We start from the raw sequence: 16,653 nt of genomic DNA, 5'->3' as shown, positions 1-16,653 counted from the left end.
ATGTCCGGGCCGCCCAGGAAACTACGACAGCGACAGACCGATTACTCGGACTTGTTGCCGTTCAGCTGTGCACGCAGCAGCGCGCCGAGCTGGGTGGTGCCGCTCGAAGCCGAAGAGGACTGGTATTCCTCCAGCACTTCGCGCATTTCCGCATCGTCCTTGGCCTTGATCGACAGCTGCAGGGTACGACCCTTGCGATCCATGCCCACGAACTTGGCTTCAACCTTGTCGCCGACCTTCAGGAACTGGGTCGCGTCGTCCACGCGCTCGTTCGCAACGTCGCGAGCGGCCACGTAGCCTTCGATGCCGTCAGCCAGTTCGATGGTAGCGCCCTTGGCGTCCACTTCCTTGACCACGCCTTCGACCTTGGAACCCTTCGGGTTGGCAGCCATGTACTGACCGAACGGATCCTGCTCCAGCTGCTTGACGCCCAGGCTGATGCGCTCGCGCTCCGGATCGACGGCCAGGACCACTGCGTCCAGGTTGTCGCCCTTCTTGTAGTTGCGGACCACGTCTTCGCCGGTGGTGTTCCAGCTGATGTCGGACAGGTGCACCAGGCCATCGATACCGCCGTCCAGGCCGATGAAGATGCCGAAGTCGGTGATCGACTTGATCTGGCCCGATACCTTGTCGCCCTTCTTGTGGATGGCAGCGAAGGTTTCCCACGGATTGGCGGCAACCTGCTTCATGCCCAGCGAGATGCGGCGACGCTCCTCGTCGACGTCCAGGACCATGACTTCAACTTCGTCACCGACCTGCACAACCTTGGACGGGTTGACGTTCTTGTTGGTCCAATCCATTTCGGACACGTGCACCAGACCTTCGACGCCCGGCTCGATCTCGACGAATGCGCCGTAATCGGTGACGTTGGAGACCTTGCCGAAGACGCGGCTGTTGGCCGGGTAACGACGGGCGATGTTGTCCCACGGATCTTCACCCAGCTGCTTCAGACCCAGCGAAACGCGGTTGCGCTCGCGGTCGAACTTCAGCACGCGGACGTCCAGCTCGTCGCCGACGTTCACGACTTCGGACGGATGGCGCACGCGCTTCCAGGCCATGTCGGTGATGTGCAGCAGGCCGTCGATACCGCCCAGGTCCACGAATGCGCCGTAATCGGTCAGGTTCTTGACGACACCCTTCAGGATCGCGCCTTCCTGCAGCTTGTCCATCAGCTGCTCGCGCTCTTCCGAATGCTCGCTTTCGACGACTGCACGACGGGACACAACGACGTTGTTACGCTTGCGGTCCAGCTTGATGAGCTTGAATTCCAGCTCCTTGCCTTCCAGGTAGGCCGGGTCGCGCACCGGGCGCACATCCACCAGCGAACCGGGCAGGAACGCGCGGACATCCTTGATGTCCACGGTGAAACCACCCTTGACCTTGCCGCTGATGCGGCCGGTGATGGTTTCGTTCTTTTCCAACGCTTCTTCCAGCTCGTCCCACACCATCGCGCGCTTGGCTTTCTCACGCGACAGAACGGTTTCACCGAAGCCGTTCTCGATGGAATCGAGGGCAACCTTGACGACGTCGCCTTCAGCGACATCGATCTCGCCAGCGTCGTTACGGAACTGTTCGATCGGCACGATGCCTTCGGACTTCAGGCCGGCGTTGATCACCACGACATCGCCGCGGACTTCAACAACGACACCGCTGACGATCGAGCCCGGCTTCAGCTTGGCCAGATTGGCCTGACTGGCTTCGAACAGCTCTGCAAATGATTCGGTCATTAGATTTACTCTGTTGGACACATGGGCATTGGCCCCCGAAGGGAACCGCTTACTGCCCGCCTGTTGGTCGACCCCGGAAACGCAGGTCGTGTGTTAAGTAGGAAAACCGCCACGCATCATTGCGGGACGGAGCTTTTGTTGCCTTGCGATGGTGCGACACCGTCGATGGATTGACGGCCTCCTTTACAACGGATCAGGCACCCGAAACCGGAAGCAGATCCAATACCTTGGCAACGACAGCGTCGATGCCAATACCACTGGTGTCGATGACGACGGCATCGTCTGCCGGCTTCAGGGGCGCCACTGTGCGCTGTGCATCACGGGCGTCGCGGGCCATGATCTCGCGCAGGAGGTCGTCAAAGTTAACCGAAACACCCTTGTCTTTCAACTGCTTATGCCGCCGTTCGGCCCGTTCCTCGGCGCTGGCGGTCAAAAACACCTTGAATGGGGCGTCCGGGAAGATGACCGTGCCCATGTCCCGTCCGTCGGCGACCAGGCCCGGCTCCATCCTGAATGCGCGTTGGCGCTCTTTCAGCGCCGCCCGGACCTCCGGGATGGCGGCAATGGCCGAGGCCAGCGCCCCGGTGGTCTCCAGGCGCAGCTCGTCGGTGGCATCGGTCTCGTTGACCAGCACCCGCAGCCCGCCATCGGCCGATTCCACGAAGCGCACGTGGGTGTCGAAGGTGCAGCGCACCAGCGCCGAGGCGTCGGAAGTATCGATATCAGCCCAGCTGGCGGCCACGCCCACCGCCCGGTACAGGGCGCCCGAATCCAGGTAATGCCAGCCCAGGCGGCGTGCGACAATGCGGCTGACAGTGCCTTTGCCGGCCCCGGAAGGACCGTCGATGGTGAGCACGGATGGAAGCTGATTCATGGGTTTCCCGGTAGATGTGACCGCCCATTCTAGCCCCTGCCCGGGGCGGCTTGAGACTTTTTTGGCCCAACCACTTGAAAGGATGGGAAAAAGCCCGGTAGAATGGCGGGCTTGAACGGGCGTCACCTGCCGATTGTCATCTGCATATCGCGGCCGCGCTCCAACCGAATCCAACGTTTACGCCGAGGTATGCAATGAAAGTCCTGTCTTCCCTGAAGTCGGCCAAGACCCGTCACCGCGACTGCAAGGTCGTCCGTCGCCGCGGCAAGATCTTCGTGATCTGCAAGTCGAACCCGCGCTTCAAGGCTCGCCAGCGCTGAGCCGGCCGGCCTCACGGCCGCCACCGGCCCCTCACCGGGCCGGGTGATGAACAAGAAGCCGCCTACGGGCGGCTTTTTGCTGCCATTTTTGTTGTAATCGCCGGGTAGCCCACGGCCGTCGGTCATCAGACCTGTGACCCTGGGGCCTTCCGCATTCTTGACCACTGGGGAGTAGATCGAGATGAAGCGTTACCTGACCACCTTGCCGTTGCTGGCCGTACTGGCCGTTTCCAGTGCCCACGCCGACACGCTGCTGATTGACCGCAGCCGTGAAAAGCCCGCTGTCGCCCTGCCCGTCCGCGGCCAGAGCATGCAGCAGGTCCAGGCCCAGTTCGGCGACCCGGGCGAACGTCTGGAACCGCGCGGCGGGCAGAAGCGCCAATGGCCGACGATCAACCGCTGGGTCTACCCGCAGTTCACCGTCTACTTCGAAAAGCAGAAGGTGATCGACGTGGTGGCCAACCGCGCCGACGCCAACGAGATCGGACCGAAACCACCGATCCGCTGACCCCTTTCCCTTTGCCCGCCAGCCGGCGGGCCATCGCATCGAGATCATGAACGACACGCTCCGCTTTCCGGCCGAATGGGAATCCCAGTCCGCCATCCTGATCGCCTGGCCCCACGCCGACACCGACTGGGCCGACCGCCTGGGTGACGTCGAGGACACCTACATCGCGCTCGTCGCGGCCATCACCCGCTTCCAGCCGGTGGTGATCATCGTCGCCGACGACGACCTGGAGGCGTACGCCGATGCGCGCCTGCGTTCGAACCGGATCGACACGGACCGCGTGCGGTTCGTGACCGCCCAGTACGACGACACCTGGCTGCGCGACTCCGGCCCGATCACGCTCAAGCGTGCCGATGGCGGCTTCCGCCTGCTGGACTTCCGCTTCACCGGCTGGGGCGGCAAGTTCGACGCCAGCCTGGATGATCAGCTGGTGGGCGTGCTGCACGCGGCCGGCACCTTCGCAAACGCCGAACTGCAGAGCATTCCGTTCGCGCTGGAAGGCGGCGGCATCGAGACCGACGGCGCCGGCACCCTGCTGACCACCTGGCAGTGCCTGCACGAGCGTCATCCGGACCGCAGCCGCGAATCGCTCAGCGCCGACCTGGCCACGTGGCTGGCTCAGGACCGTGTGCTGTGGCTGGATCATGGTTATCTGGAAGGCGACGATACCGACGCCCACATCGATACCCTGGCCCGCTTCGCCTCGACCGACAGCATCGTCTACCAGGCCTGCGACGATGCCGGCGATTCGCACTACGCCGAACTACAGGCGATGGGTGCCGAGCTGGCGGCGCTGCGTACCACCGACGGCCAGCCGTACCGCCTGTTCCCGCTGCCGTGGGCGCAGCCGGTGATTGACGAAGGCCGCCGCCTGGCTGCTTCGTATGCGAACTACCTGATCCTCAACGGCGCAGTGCTGATGCCGGCCTATGGCGATGCGGCGGACGAGGCTGCGCGTGCGGTGTTGGCCCAGGCCTATCCGGACCGCGAGATCGTGCCGGTGCCGTGCCGTTCGCTGATCTGGCAGAACGGCAGCCTGCACTGCATCACGATGCAGCTGCCGGCGGGGTTGCTGGCCTGACAGCCAAGCACGTGGCCTCAAGGCTGCGGAGGCTGGGCTGGCGGGGGCGGAGGTGCGGGACGCGCCGTAAACCCATCCCTGGGGGCTCGTGGGCGCCATCCATGGCGCCCTGACGGTCCCGCACCTCCGCCCCCGCCATCCCTTCGACAGTGCACTGGCGGCCAACGGAAGAGCGACAGGCCACGCCGATGCGCGTGACCTGACCTCTGATGCCCTGATCATCCTGCGGAGCCGGCCAGCGGCCGGCACTACCGGTGCGGGTGTTGCCCATTTAGCAGCCAGCACGCTGCGTGCACCCATCCGCGATAAACTGCGTTTTTCCCCTTGCAGGACCGTCTCCGGATGAGCTCACGCCACACCCTTTCCGTCGCCCTGATCCAGGAGCGCAACCACGGCGATGCCGAGGCCAATCTGGCCGTCATCGAAGCGCGCGTGGCTGAAGCGGCCGCGCAGGGTGCCAAGCTGATCCTGCTGCAGGAACTGCACAACGGTGCGTACTTCTGCCAGCACGAGTCAGTGGATGAATTCGATCTGGCCGAGCCGATCCCCGGCCCGAGCACGGAGCGCCTGGGCGCGCTGGCCAAGAAGCATGGCGTGGTGATCGTCGGGTCGCTGTTCGAGCGTCGCGCTGCCGGGCTGTACCACAACACCGCGGTGGTCTTCGAGAAAGACGGCACCCTGCTCGGCAAGTACCGCAAGATGCACATCCCGGATGATCCGGGCTTCTATGAGAAGTTCTACTTCACCCCGGGCGATCTGGGCTTCACCCCGATCGATACCTCCGTGGGTCGCCTCGGCGTGCTCGTGTGCTGGGACCAGTGGTACCCGGAAGCGGCGCGCCTGATGGCGCTGGCCGGTGCCGAGCTGCTGCTCTACCCCACCGCGATCGGCTGGGATCCGGACGACCAGCGCGACGAACAGGGCCGCCAGCGTGATGCGTGGGTGCTCAGTCACCGCGGCCATGCGGTGGCCAACGGCGTACCGGTGCTCAGCTGCAACCGCGTCGGCCATGAGGCCTCGCCGATGGGAGCCTCGGGCATCCAGTTCTGGGGCAACAGCCACGTGCTGGGCCCGCAGGGCGAGTTCATCGCCGAAGCCGGTGGCGAGCCGACCGTGCTGGTCTGCGATGTCGACCTTCAGCGCAGCGAACACGTCCGCCGCATCTGGCCGTTCCTGCGTGACCGCCGCATCGATGCATACGGCGATCTGCTCAAGCGCTACATCGACTGACCGACCAGGACACCCCACCGTGACCGTGCACCTGCGCGATGCCACCGATGCCGATATCGCGGCCATCACCGCGATCTATGCGGTGGAAGTGACCGACTTCGTCAACACCTACGAGTACGAGATCCCGGAGGCGGCGGAAATGCGCCGCCGCATGCAGGACATCGTCGGCCGCGGCTTTCCGTACATCGTGGCCGAGGTCGATGGCCAGGTGGCCGGCTATGCCTACGCCAATACCTACCGCGGCCGGATCGCCTATCAGTGGACCGTGGAGAACTCGGTCTATGTGGATGCGGCATTCCAGGGCCGCGGCGTCGGCACGGCGCTGATGCAGGGCCTGATCGATGCCTGCGTCGCGCGCGGTTACCGGCAGATGGTGGCCGTCATCGGCGAGCCCACCAACACCGCCTCCATCAAACTGCATGAGCGTTTCGGTTTCCAGACCGTCGGCGTTTTCCGCGGCCTCGGCCGCAAGCATGGCCGCTGGCTGGATACCGTCCAGATGCAGCGCGCGCTCGGCGATGGTGCCGACAGCGCCCCTTCGAATGAATGATGCAATGACCGATACCCTGATTGACGCCGGCGACACCTTGTTCGCCGGCCAGCCCGTCCGCATCGTCGAACGCGATGGCGTGCGCTACACCCTGCTGGGCACCGCGCACGTCTCGCAGGCCAGCGTGGAAGCGGTGGAACGTGCGATCGAAAGTGGCCGCTTCGATGCGGTCGCGGTGGAACTGGACGCGCAGCGCCTGCAGGCACTGACCGATCCGGATGCGCTGGCCAAGCTGGACCTGGTCGAGGTGATCCGCAAGGGCCGCGTCGCCCTGTTCGCCGCCAACCTGGCCTTGGCCGCCTACCAGCGCCGCCTGGCCGAACAGCTCGAGATCGAGCCGGGTGCCGAGCTCAAGCGCGCGGTCACCCTGGCCAACGAACGCAACCTGCCCGTGCATCTGATCGACCGCGAGGTCGGCCTGACCTTCCGGCGAGCCTCGCAGCGCCTGGGCTTCTTCGGCAAGATCAAGCTGGTGATGGGCCTGGGCGCTGGCCTGTTCGCGTCCGAGGAAGTCGGCGAAGACGAGATCGAGAAGCTCAAGCAGGGCGACATGCTCGAAGCCAGCTTCGGCGAGTTCGCCAGCGAGAGCCCTGCCCTGTACGAAACCATCATCGGCGAGCGCGACCGCTACATGGCTACGCGCCTGCGTGAGGTGCACGATCCGGCCCAGCGCGAAGTGCTGGCCGTGGTCGGTGCCGGTCATCTGGCCGGTCTGGCCAGGTACCTTGAAACCGACACCGACGCGCCGGGCCCGCTGCGCGAGTCGCTGGAAGACGTGCCGAAGAAGCGCAACATTCCCTGGATCACGCTGGCGATCCTCGCCATCGTGCTGACCGGTATCGGCGTCGGGTTCTATCGCGGTGGCCTGGGTGTCGGCAGCGAACTGCTGGCGGTCTGGGCGATGTACACCGGCGGACTGGCCGGCCTGGGCTGCCTGTTGGCCGGCAGCCACCCGCTGAGCATCCTGACCGCGATCGTGGTCGCGCCGTTCAAACCGTTCCGGCTGAGCATCCCGACCGGCGCGTTCTCGGCCCTGGTGGAAGCGCGCCTGCGCAAGCCGGCCTACGAAGACTTCCTGAAGCTGCGCGACGATGCGCAGAGCGTCAAGGGCTGGTACCGCAACCGGGTGACCCGCGTGGTGCTGACCTTCATGCTCACCAACCTGGGCAGCATGCTCGGGTTGTGGCTGACCGGGTTCCAGGTGTGGGGCAAGGTCGCGGGGTGATTCCCGCGCCGGCTGTGAATCGAAAGGCCACGCAATGCGTGGCCTTTTTTGTGCACGAATGTGGGAACCGCAGGTAGTGCCGGCCGCTGGCCGGCTCCTGTGTCCAGTCGAATGCGGTTCGCAAAAAAAGGGAGGCCCGCCCAACGGGCCTCCCCGCACCCTCAAACCGATTCCGCACCCGGCTCGACCACCGGAGCATCCACGCCGCGGCCACGTGCGCGCCGGATGATCCGTGACACCGCCGTGCTCATGTCATCGAGCATGGCGTAGATGGTCGGCAGGAACAGCAGGCTGACCACCGTGGAGAACGCGAGGCCGCCGGCGATGGCGCGGGCCATCGGGTAGTACGGCGGACCATTGCCGAGCAGCTGGGTGTCGGTCAGGGAGATCGGAATCATCGCCAGGATGGCGGTGCCCATCGTCATCATGATCGGGCGCAGGCGCTCGCGTGAGCCCTCCACCAGGGCCTGGGTCCTGCCCATGCCACGGCGGCGCAGGTTGTTGATGTGCTCGATCATCACGATGCCGTTGTTCACCACCACGCCCATCAACACCAGGATGCCGATGAAGGACATGATCCCGAACGAGGTGCCGGTGATCCAGAACAGCCAGAACACGCCGAAGATCGAGAACAGCACGCCGCTCATGATCGCCGCCGGGAACAGCAGCGATTCGAACACGGCCGCCATCACCACGTAGATCATCACCAGCGCGATCACCAGATTGAACATCATCTGCGACATCGCCTGGTCGTCGTCGCCGTAGTCACCGCCGTCGAAGCTGAAGGTGTAGCCGGCCGGGAAACTCATCGGCTTGAGCATCTCCTCCATGGCCTTGCGCCCTTCCGGCACGGTGACCTTCTCGGCCAGGTTGGCCTTGATGGTCAGCGTGGTCTGCCGATTGGTGCGACCGATCTGCGTGGCCGAGGGCTTGATCGCCACGTCCACCAGGCTCAGCAGCGGCACCGAACGACCGTCACCGGTGCGCACGGTGTAACTGGCCAGATCTTCCGGGCTGCTCTGCTCGGCACCGGCGAAACGCACCCACACCGGCACCTCGCTGTCACCCCGGCGGAATTCGCGCAGTGGCGCGCCCCGCAGGGCCAGGCCGACAAAACTGGCGACCTGCTCGGCATTGAAGCCGAAGGCGGCCGCGCGCTCGCGGTCCACATGGATGGACAGCTCGCTGCCCTTCTCGCCGTTGTCGATGCGCACATCGCGCAGTTCCTTGCGCTGGGCCAGCAACGGCACGACTTCCTCGCCGATCTCCTGCAGCATCTTGGTCGAGTCACCGACCAGCTGCACCTGCACCTGGTTGTTGCCACCGCCGCTGCCGCCGCCGTCACCCGAGTTGCCCACCACGTAATCGGCACGCGCCGAGCGCGGCAGCCCCTTGCGCAGGGCTTCCTGCACGGCCGGCATGTTCTTGGCGTGCGCGGTATCGAAGGTCACGATCGTGCTGCTGCCTTCCTGCTCGCTGTACCAGGAATACACCTGGGTGATGTGCAGGGCCTGGCGGTTATCGTCCAGGTAGCGTTCAACGCGCGCCACTTCATCGGACATCTGCCCGAAGGTGTAAGCCCCCTTCCAGTTGTAGCCGATGAACACTTCGTGGCCGCCCTCGCCACCGAACATGTCGATCTTGGTCAGCTTCATGGGCACCAGGCTGATCAGCACCACCATCACGATGCCGAACACGCTCCAGCCACGGTGCTCCAGGGTCCACTGCAGGACCTTGGCATAGCGGCGCTGCAGGCGCGCGATCACGCCCGTCTCCGAATGCACCAGCTTGGGCGTCTGCATGCGCGCGGACAGCATCGGGATCAGGCTCACCGCGACCAGCCAGGAGGCCAGCAGCGAGACCGAGATCGTGATCGCGATCTGCGACATGAAGATGCTGATGTTGTTGGTCTCGCCGAACAGGTTCGGCACGAACACGATGCAATGGCACAGGGTGCCGGCGCTCAGCGCGATGGCCACGTTGCGGGTGCCGATGATCGAGGCCAGCCGTGGCTGGTCGGGCATGCGTTCGCGTTCCTGGTAGATGCTCTCCACCACCACCACGGCGTTGTCCACCAGCATGCCGACCGCCAGCAGCAGGCCCATCATGGTCAGGATGTTGAGGGTGACACCGGCGAAGTACATGAAGCCCAGCGTGATCACGAAACAGATCGGGATCGCCAGGGTCACCATCAGCGTGGACGGCCAGTGGCGCAGGAAGAAGAACAGCACCGTGACCGATAACAGCAGGCCCACCGCGCCGGCCTCGGCCAGCTCCAGCAGCGAGGACGTGACCATCTTGCCCTGGTTGTCGATCACCTTGATCTGCACATCGCGCATCGAAGGCTGCTTGCGGATCGCCTCCACCTCAGCCAGCGCCGCACGCGAGACTTCCACCAGGTTGGCGCTGCGCTCCTTGAAGATGTCCAGGCCCACGGCCGGGTTGCCGTCCAGGCGGCGGCCGTAGTTCATGCGGGTGGGCTTGAGCCGGATCTCGGCGATGTCACCCAGGCGCAGGCCCTTCGTATCGATCACCAGATCGCGTAGTTCCTGCAGGTCGGTGATCTCGCCCACCGGCTGGATCCGCACGCGCTGGCCATTGTCGTCGATCTGCCCGGCCGAGATCGAGAAGTTCAGCGTGCGCAGGCGGTCGCTGAGCTCGTTGATGCTCAGGTTGTGCGCGGTCAACCGGTCCGGACTGATCGCGATCTCCACCTCGTTCGGCGGTGCGCCGGAGATGTTGACCCGCGCTACGCCCGGGATGCGCTCGATCCGCCGCTTGAACTCGCGGTCGAGCATGTCGTACGCGCCGGTCAGGTCGGTGGCGCTGGCCAGGCGCACCTTCAGCACCGGGTCGTCGCTGCTGGACCACTTGAACACGTTGTAACGCTGCAGGTCGTCAGGCAGGTCGCTGCGGATCGCATCGATACGCTCACGGGCATCGGAGGCGGCGATGGCGATGTCGCGGTCCCAGTCGGTGAACTCGATGAAAATGCTGGCGCCTTCGGAGGTGGCCGAGGAGCGCATGCGCTTGATCCCGGTCATCGTCGCCAGCGCCTCTTCGGTCGGCCGGATGATGTTGCGCTCGACCTCCTCCGGGGTGGAGCCGGTATACGGCACCTGCACGAACAGGAACGGTGCGGAGATGTCCGGCAGCGCCTCCAGCGGCAGCCGGAACGAGGCGATCAGGCCCACCACCGCCAACGATACAAAGCACATGATCGTGGTGATGGGCCGGCGGATGGAGAACTCGGCAATGCTCATGCCGGCTCCTGTGCAGCGTCAGGGTCCGTCCCGGACACGCGCGTCTTGAGGTGGCGCCCGCGCTCGCGGTAGTAGGCATCGCCACGACGATCCAGCAGGTCGTACACCACCGGGATCACCACCAGCGTCAGCAGCGTGGAGACCAGCAGACCACCGATCACGGTGATCGCCATCGGCGCGCGCACTTCGGCGCCCTCGCCCATCGCCACCGCCAGCGGCAGGAAGCCGAACAGCGTGCACAGCGTGGTCATGATGATCGGGCGCAGGCGGGAACGCGCGCCTTCCACCAGCGCCTCGCGCTTGGGCACACCGGCCTCGCGCAGCTGGTTGACCTTGTCGATCAGGATGATCGCGTTCTTGGTCACCAACCCCACCAGCAGGATCAATCCGATGAACACCACCACCGAAATCGGCTTGCCGGTCAGCATCAGCGCCAGGATCGCGCCGACCAGGGCCAGCGGAATGGTGAACAGGATGACGAACGGGTGCAGCAGCGATTCGAACTGCGAGGCCATCACCAGGTAGACCAGGAAGATCGCCAGTCCGAAGGCGAAGATCAGCGAGCGCGCCGAATCGGCGAGCTCCTCACCCTGCCCACCGATGTGCATGCCCACACCCGCACCCAGCGGCTGCTTGGCGACCATGTCCTGCACTTCGCGCACCGCACCGCCCAGGTCGATGTCGCGCAGGTTGGCCGAGACCACCGCCACGCGGGTCTGGTCGGCGCGATGGATCTCGCTCGGGCCGTTGGTGGCCACCACCTCGGCCACCGAATCCAGCGTCACCGGCCGGTTGCTGCCCGGATTGACGATCAGGCGGCGGATGCTGTCCACGCTGGCCCGGTCACCTTCCTGGGCCCGCACCAGCACGTCGATCTTGCGGTCGCGGAAGCTGTAGCGCGTAGCCACGTCACCGCGCACCTTCTTGACCACCACATCGGCGATCTGGCGCGTGGTCAGGCCGAGGGCACCGGCGCGCTCCTGGTCGAAGCGGATCTGGATCTCCGGGAAGCCCTCTTCCACCGTGGATTTGACGTCGGCGTAGTGTGGGTTGTTGCGCAGCATCGCAGCCAGCGCCTTGCCGGCGGTTTCCAGCGTGGCCATGTCCTGGCCGCGCAGTTCCACTTCCAGCGGGGTGGAGAAGCTGAAGAGCGCCGGGCGGGCGAAGTCGACCTGCACGCCAGGGTGCTGCTGCATCGATTCGCGCAGACGCTCGGTGATCGCCGCTTCGGTGCGCGCGTTGCCGCCACCGGCCATGACCACGGTCAGCTTGCCGATGTTTTCACCGCTCTCGGTCGGGCTGGCATCCAGGCGGGTGCCGCTGCCACTGACGCCGTACAGCGAGGCGATGCTGTCGTCCTTGGCATGGGCCAGCTGCATCTCGCGCACCAGCGCATCGGTCTGCTTCAGCGGCGTGCCGGCCGGCAGCTTGGCGGTCATTTCGAAGCGGTCCTGCGCAAGCTGCGGGATCAGATCCGCACCCAGCATCGGCACCAGCGCCATCGTGCCGATGAACGCCAGCGCGGCCAGACCCAGCACTTTGCCCGGGTGATGCAGCGCGCCCGGCAGCAGCTTGAGGTAGCCACGTTCGGCACCGGCGTAGGGCTTCATCGCCACATCGCTGGCCTTGCGCATCACCGGACCCACCACGGCCACCAGGCCGCGCCAGACGCGGATCACCGACCAGGCCATCCCGAAGCAGATCCAGCGCACCAGCGTGCCCACGCCACGACGGCTGCCGGCGACCGGCTTCAGCCAGCGGCTGTCCGGCTGCCACGGCTGATGCGTGGGTTCTTCCGGGAAGGCCAGCGGCGGACGACCCTTGAGCGAGCTCAGCATCGGGATCAGGGTCATCGAGACCAGCAGCGAGATCGCGATCGCGATCGCCACGGTCAGCGCCTGGTCGCGGAACAGCTGGCCGGCGATGCCGTCCACGAACACCAGCGGCAGGAACACCGCGATGGTGGTCAGGGTCGAGGCGACCACGGCCATGCTGACTTCGCGGGTGCCTTCAATCGCGGCCTGCAGAATGCTCAGGCCACGCTCGCGCGCCTTGGCGATGCTCTCCAGCACCACGATCGAGTCATCCACCACCAGACCGGTAGCCAGCGCCAGGCCGCCGAGCGACATCACGTTCAAGCTGAGGCCGAGCTGGCCCATGAAGAAGAACGTGGTGATGATCGAGACCGGCAGCGACAGGCTGATCACGAACGTGCTCCAGCCATCGCGCAGGAACAGGAAGATGATCAGGATGGCGAGGATGCCGCCGATCACCGCGTCTTTCTTGACGTCGCTGATGGCATGTTCGATGAAGCGCGACTGGTCTTCGATCGTAGTCAGTTCGGCATCGCCGGGCACCTGGCCCTTGATCTGCTCCAGACGCGCACGCAGCGCCTCGGCGGTCGAGACCGTGTTGGCATCGCCCTCCTTGTAGATCGCCAGCTCGACCGCTTCCTTGCCGCCCAGACGGATGATCGCTTCGCGTTCCTTGTAGCCCTGGCGCACGGTGGCGACATCTTTCAGCCGCACCGGCACACCATTGGCGATGTTGGTGGAGCTGCTGCTGGACGCGCTCTGTGCCGCCGAGGCAGCCGCGATGGCGGCATCCGAGCCGGTCGACGCGGCGATGGCGAACATCTGCTGCATCGCTGCATCGGCGGCACTGCCGTTGCTGCTCTGGGTGGTCACCAGCAGGTTGCGGATGTCCTCCAGATCAGCGAACTGGTTGACGGTACGCACCAGGTAACGCTGCGAGCCTTCCTCCAGGCGACCGCCGGAGATGTTGATGTTCTCTTCCTTGAGCCGCTTGATGACGTTGTCGATCGGCAGGTTGAGCTGGGCCAGCTTCTGCTGGTCGATGTCGACCTGGATTTCATCCTCCAGACCGCCGCCAACCTTGACCGCCGCCACGCCGGTGACCGGCTCCAGTTTCTTCTTCAGATCTTCATCGGCATAGCGGCGCAGCTCGGTGAGCTGGCGCACGGCCTCGGCATCGCTGGATGGATCGGTCTTCGCCGAGATCACCAGGCGCATGATCGGCTCGGTAGACGGATTGAAGCGCAGCAGCACCGGGGACTTCGCCTCCAGCGGCAGGTTCAGCGCTTCCATCTTGTCGCGCACTTCCAGGCTGGCCTGGTCCATGTTGGTGCCCCAGGCGAACTCGAGCACCACATCGCTCTGCCCGGTACGCGAAATGGATTTGAGCTTGCGCAGGTTCTTGACCACGCCGACGGCTTCCTCGACCGGCTCGGTGATCAGCGTTTCGATTTCCGCCGGGGCCGCACCGGTGTATTCGGTGCGCACGGTCAGGGTCGGGTAGCTCAGGTCGGGCAGCAGGTTGACCTTGAGGTTGCCCAGCGCGATGAACCCGAACAGCATCAGCGTGACGGTGAACATCGCGATGGTGACGCGCCGGCGGGTGGCGAATTCCACCAGGCCGCCGCCTTGGGTACCCGGGCGATCGCCCTGGTGCGGATCATTGCCGTGGTCGTTGCCGGCCGCTGTCATTGACGGCTCTCCGCCTTGGCCGGTGCCGGCTTGGCGACGGCAGTGGCGGCCGGCTTGGCACCGATCACCTGCACCGCGGTGCCGTCACGCAGCGCCACCTTGCCGGCGGTCACCACCTGGTCACCGGCGGCCAGACCCTCGCGGATTTCCACCCACGGGCCTTCGGCATAGCCGAGCTTGACCGGCACGCGCGCGGCCTTGCCCTCGCGCACGCGGAACACCGCCGGCTCGCCATCGTCGAGCAATGCGATGCGCGGCACGACCAGGGCATCGGCGCGTTGGTCGTAGTCGATCCGGATGCGGCCGAACATGCCCGGCTGCAGGCCTTCAGCATCTTCGCCGAACCCGCTGACCACGCGGAACGTGCCGCTGCCGGCATCGACCACCGGCGAGATGCGATCCACCGTGCCCGGGAAGGTCTTGCCCGGCAGCGCATCGGCGATCAGCGTCACCGGCTGGCCGGGACGCAACGTGGCCAACTCGCGCTCGGGGACATTGAGCGTGGCTTCCAGGCGCGAGTTGTCGACGATGCGGAAGATCGGTGTGTTGATCTGCACGAAGTTGCCGGTCTTGATCGAACGCGAGGCGATCACCCCCGAGATCGGCGCGATCACCGTGGTGTAGGAGAGCTCCAGCGTGGCCAGCCGGTACTGCGCGCGGGCGTTCTCCAGGTCGTACTTGATCTGGTCGACGTCCGAGGCACTGACCATCTGCTGGCCGATCAGCTTCTGGGCGCGCTGGTAATTGTTCTCCAGCTTGCGCATCTGCGCCTCGCTCTGGGCGACCGCCAGGCGCGCACGGTCCGGATCCAGCCGCACCAGCGGCTGCCCGGCGCGTACCTGCTGCCCTTCCTCGACAAGCACCGCGAGCGCAACGCCGGAGGTCTTGGCGACCACCTGCGACTCCCCCCTGGGCTCCAGTGCGGCCGTGCCGGTGTAGCTGGCGGCGACGGCGCGATGGCTGGCGGCAACGGCTTCGACCGGTACCGCATCGACCTTCTTCTCGGCCTTGCCGTCCTTTTCAGCGGCGTTGGCTTCGGCGGGGCCGGCGCCACCGCAGCCGCTCAGCAGCAGGGTGGAGGTGATCAGCAATGCAGCGGCACAGCGTCCGGTGCGGCCGAGCAGGAAAGAATGTCGCGACATCGTCGTGTCCCTAAGGATGCGTGGGCAGGTGTGGTAGCAAAGTAATGCACCACGTCACGACTACACCATATCCCAAAGGTCATGGTGACCTGCGGCGATGGCTTCCCGGGCCCGGTTTCAGCTAGATGAAATGGCAGGCTATACTCGGCCCAGTTCCGTACCCCACGCCGGAACGACCAGACCCGTTTATCGGAAAAGGACATCATGCGCCCGCAGCCGCTCGCCGCTTGTCTCGTTCTGGCCGTCCTCCTGCCCCTCGGGGCCGCCGCACAGGCCGCAACACCTGCTCCAGCAGTGCCCGTCCCCACCGCTCCGGCCGCCACCGGGCCGGCGCCAGCCGCCGTCACCGGCCGGTTCGACAATGGCCGGGTCTTGGCCTACACGTGCCAGGGGTGCCACGGCATCACCGGGTACAAGAACGCCTACCCCAGCTACAAAGTGCCCAAGATCGGCGGGCAGACCCGTGAGTACCTCAGCCAGGCGCTGACCGAGTACCGCCACGGCAAGCGCAAGCATCCGACGATGCAGGCGCAGTCGATGAGTTTCAGCGAACAGGAGATCGCCGATCTCGCTGTTTACCTGTCCACCGTCAAATAAGCGCGCTCATGTCGAAAGCCACGCCACTCCAGCGTTACGCCATCGCCCTGTCCGTTGCCCTGCTGATGACTGCATGCTCGCAGTCACAGGTGGAGAACAGCGCAGATTCCGCCGCCGATCCGGGCCACGCCAGTGGTGAACACGGGTCCGGCTCCTCCGCCGGCCTGCCGGCCGGCCGCATCGCCGCCGGCGAGGCGCGTGCCCAGGTCAAGGGCAAAGCCACCGGCCAAAGCTGCATCGACTGCCACGGGGCGGACGGCAACAAGCCGATCGACCCGACCTATCCGAAACTGGGTGGGCAGTACGGGGATTACTTGGCGCACAGCCTGCAGGCCTACCGCGCGGGGGATCGCCAGCACGCGCTGATGACCCCGCAGGCGACCGACCTGAGTGATCAGGACATCGCCGATCTGGCCGCGTATTTCGGCTCACGGCCGACCCAGCTTCGGGATCTGCACGGGTTGAAGTGACGGCGAGAGCCGTCACGTGTAGAGCCGACCGTTGGTCGGCCGCCATCAGCCACGCATGGCGTGGCTCTACCGGTGCGTGACGGTTGTTCAGCCACGCATGGCGTGGCTCTACCGTTTGCTGCGGTGTTCGGGGGGTAGAGCCACGCCATGCGTGGCTGCC

13 protein-coding genes are annotated in these 16,653 nt (G+C 65.6%); 8 read left to right on the top strand and 5 right to left on the bottom strand.

The features are described from left to right. Positions 1-41: 41 nt before the first annotated feature. Together rpsA and cmk are read right to left on the bottom strand one after the other, a co-directional pair. The gene (gene rpsA, locus EDF74_RS05060; RefSeq protein ID WP_121042136.1) at positions 42-1,727 is read right to left on the bottom strand and encodes a 30S ribosomal protein S1; all 1,686 of its coding nucleotides are present in this window, start codon (positions 1,725-1,727) and stop codon (positions 42-44) included. Positions 1,728-1,920: 193 nt separating this feature from the next. Continuing rightward, positions 1,921-2,601, bottom strand: a complete 681-nt coding sequence (gene cmk / locus EDF74_RS05055; RefSeq protein WP_046273768.1) for a (d)CMP kinase — start codon at positions 2,599-2,601, stop codon at positions 1,921-1,923. Positions 2,602-2,795: 194 nt separating this feature from the next. Here cmk and ykgO point away from each other — a divergent pair, with 194 nt between their 5' ends. The 6 genes from ykgO (at position 2,796) to EDF74_RS05025 (ending at position 7,515) form a co-directional block, all read left to right on the top strand. After that, on the top strand, positions 2,796-2,921 hold the full coding sequence (ykgO, locus tag EDF74_RS05050) for a type B 50S ribosomal protein L36 (protein ID WP_057628212.1): 126 nt from the start codon (positions 2,796-2,798) through the stop codon (positions 2,919-2,921). Between the two features lie 181 nt (positions 2,922-3,102). Continuing rightward, the gene (locus EDF74_RS05045) at positions 3,103-3,429 is read left to right on the top strand and encodes a hypothetical protein (RefSeq protein ID WP_123729053.1); all 327 of its coding nucleotides are present in this window, start codon (positions 3,103-3,105) and stop codon (positions 3,427-3,429) included. Positions 3,430-3,475: 46 nt separating this feature from the next. Then, positions 3,476-4,510 (top strand): agmatine deiminase family protein, encoded by a 1,035-nt coding sequence (locus EDF74_RS05040; protein WP_121042132.1) that lies wholly within the window; start codon positions 3,476-3,478, stop codon positions 4,508-4,510. A 342-nt stretch (positions 4,511-4,852) separates the two neighbouring features. Then, positions 4,853-5,740, top strand: a complete 888-nt coding sequence (locus EDF74_RS05035; protein ID WP_121042130.1) for a carbon-nitrogen hydrolase — start codon at positions 4,853-4,855, stop codon at positions 5,738-5,740. Between the two features lie 19 nt (positions 5,741-5,759). Next, positions 5,760-6,290: a GNAT family N-acetyltransferase gene (locus tag EDF74_RS05030; protein ID WP_123729052.1), complete on the top strand. Its 531-nt coding sequence runs from the start codon at positions 5,760-5,762 to the stop codon at positions 6,288-6,290. Beyond that, entirely contained in the window at positions 6,283-7,515 is a 1,233-nt protein-coding gene (locus EDF74_RS05025; RefSeq protein ID WP_428999132.1) for a TraB/GumN family protein, read from the top strand. The genes EDF74_RS05030 and EDF74_RS05025 overlap by 8 nt, the downstream gene beginning before the upstream one ends. Before the next feature lie 161 nt (positions 7,516-7,676). Here EDF74_RS05025 and EDF74_RS05020 read toward each other — a convergent pair whose 3' ends face one another. From EDF74_RS05020 to EDF74_RS05010, 3 genes are read right to left on the bottom strand one after another with little or no spacing between them, the layout of a single operon-like run. After that, a complete protein-coding gene (locus EDF74_RS05020) occupies positions 7,677-10,778 on the bottom strand; it encodes an efflux RND transporter permease subunit (RefSeq protein ID WP_123729050.1) in 3,102 nt (1,033 codons plus the stop codon). Then, positions 10,775-14,284: an efflux RND transporter permease subunit gene (locus EDF74_RS05015; RefSeq protein ID WP_123729049.1), complete on the bottom strand. Its 3,510-nt coding sequence runs from the start codon at positions 14,282-14,284 to the stop codon at positions 10,775-10,777. The genes EDF74_RS05020 and EDF74_RS05015 overlap by 4 nt, the downstream gene beginning before the upstream one ends. Next, entirely contained in the window at positions 14,281-15,426 is a 1,146-nt protein-coding gene (locus EDF74_RS05010; protein WP_123729048.1) for an efflux RND transporter periplasmic adaptor subunit, read from the bottom strand. The genes EDF74_RS05015 and EDF74_RS05010 overlap by 4 nt, the downstream gene beginning before the upstream one ends. 204 nt (positions 15,427-15,630) lie before the next feature. On the opposite strand from EDF74_RS05010, the gene EDF74_RS05005 reads away from it, so the two are divergent. Next, positions 15,631-16,023 (top strand): c-type cytochrome, encoded by a 393-nt coding sequence (locus EDF74_RS05005; protein ID WP_123729047.1) that lies wholly within the window; start codon positions 15,631-15,633, stop codon positions 16,021-16,023. A gap of 8 nt (positions 16,024-16,031) precedes the next feature. Beyond that, positions 16,032-16,493 (top strand): c-type cytochrome, encoded by a 462-nt coding sequence (locus EDF74_RS05000; RefSeq protein WP_019183110.1) that lies wholly within the window; start codon positions 16,032-16,034, stop codon positions 16,491-16,493. The last annotated feature ends 160 nt before the right edge of the window (positions 16,494-16,653 follow it).

This window comes from Stenotrophomonas rhizophila (assembly GCF_003751305.1).
GTDB classification, from domain to species: domain Bacteria; phylum Pseudomonadota; class Gammaproteobacteria; order Xanthomonadales; family Xanthomonadaceae; genus Stenotrophomonas; species Stenotrophomonas rhizophila_B.
Note: the sequence above shows the minus strand (reverse complement) of the source record. Positions and strands in the feature narration are given on the sequence as shown.

Excerpts from the sequence above, each read along its gene's own strand:
- rpsA (WP_121042136.1), bottom strand. The coding sequence starts at position 1,727 with ATGACCGAATCATTTGCAGAGCTGTTCGAAGCCAGTCAGGCCAATCTG.
- cmk (WP_046273768.1), bottom strand. The coding sequence starts at position 2,601 with ATGAATCAGCTTCCATCCGTGCTCACCATCGACGGTCCTTCCGGGGCC.
- ykgO (WP_057628212.1), top strand. The coding sequence starts at position 2,796 with ATGAAAGTCCTGTCTTCCCTGAAGTCGGCCAAGACCCGTCACCGCGAC.
- EDF74_RS05045 (WP_123729053.1), top strand. The coding sequence starts at position 3,103 with ATGAAGCGTTACCTGACCACCTTGCCGTTGCTGGCCGTACTGGCCGTT.
- EDF74_RS05040 (WP_121042132.1), top strand. The coding sequence starts at position 3,476 with ATGAACGACACGCTCCGCTTTCCGGCCGAATGGGAATCCCAGTCCGCC.
- EDF74_RS05035 (WP_121042130.1), top strand. The coding sequence starts at position 4,853 with ATGAGCTCACGCCACACCCTTTCCGTCGCCCTGATCCAGGAGCGCAAC.
- EDF74_RS05025 (WP_428999132.1), top strand. The coding sequence starts at position 6,283 with ATGAATGATGCAATGACCGATACCCTGATTGACGCCGGCGACACCTTG.
- EDF74_RS05020 (WP_123729050.1), bottom strand. The coding sequence starts at position 10,778 with ATGAGCATTGCCGAGTTCTCCATCCGCCGGCCCATCACCACGATCATG.
- EDF74_RS05015 (WP_123729049.1), bottom strand. The coding sequence starts at position 14,284 with ATGACAGCGGCCGGCAACGACCACGGCAATGATCCGCACCAGGGCGAT.
- EDF74_RS05010 (WP_123729048.1), bottom strand. The coding sequence starts at position 15,426 with ATGTCGCGACATTCTTTCCTGCTCGGCCGCACCGGACGCTGTGCCGCT.
- EDF74_RS05005 (WP_123729047.1), top strand. The coding sequence starts at position 15,631 with ATGCGCCCGCAGCCGCTCGCCGCTTGTCTCGTTCTGGCCGTCCTCCTG.
- EDF74_RS05000 (WP_019183110.1), top strand. The coding sequence starts at position 16,032 with ATGTCGAAAGCCACGCCACTCCAGCGTTACGCCATCGCCCTGTCCGTT.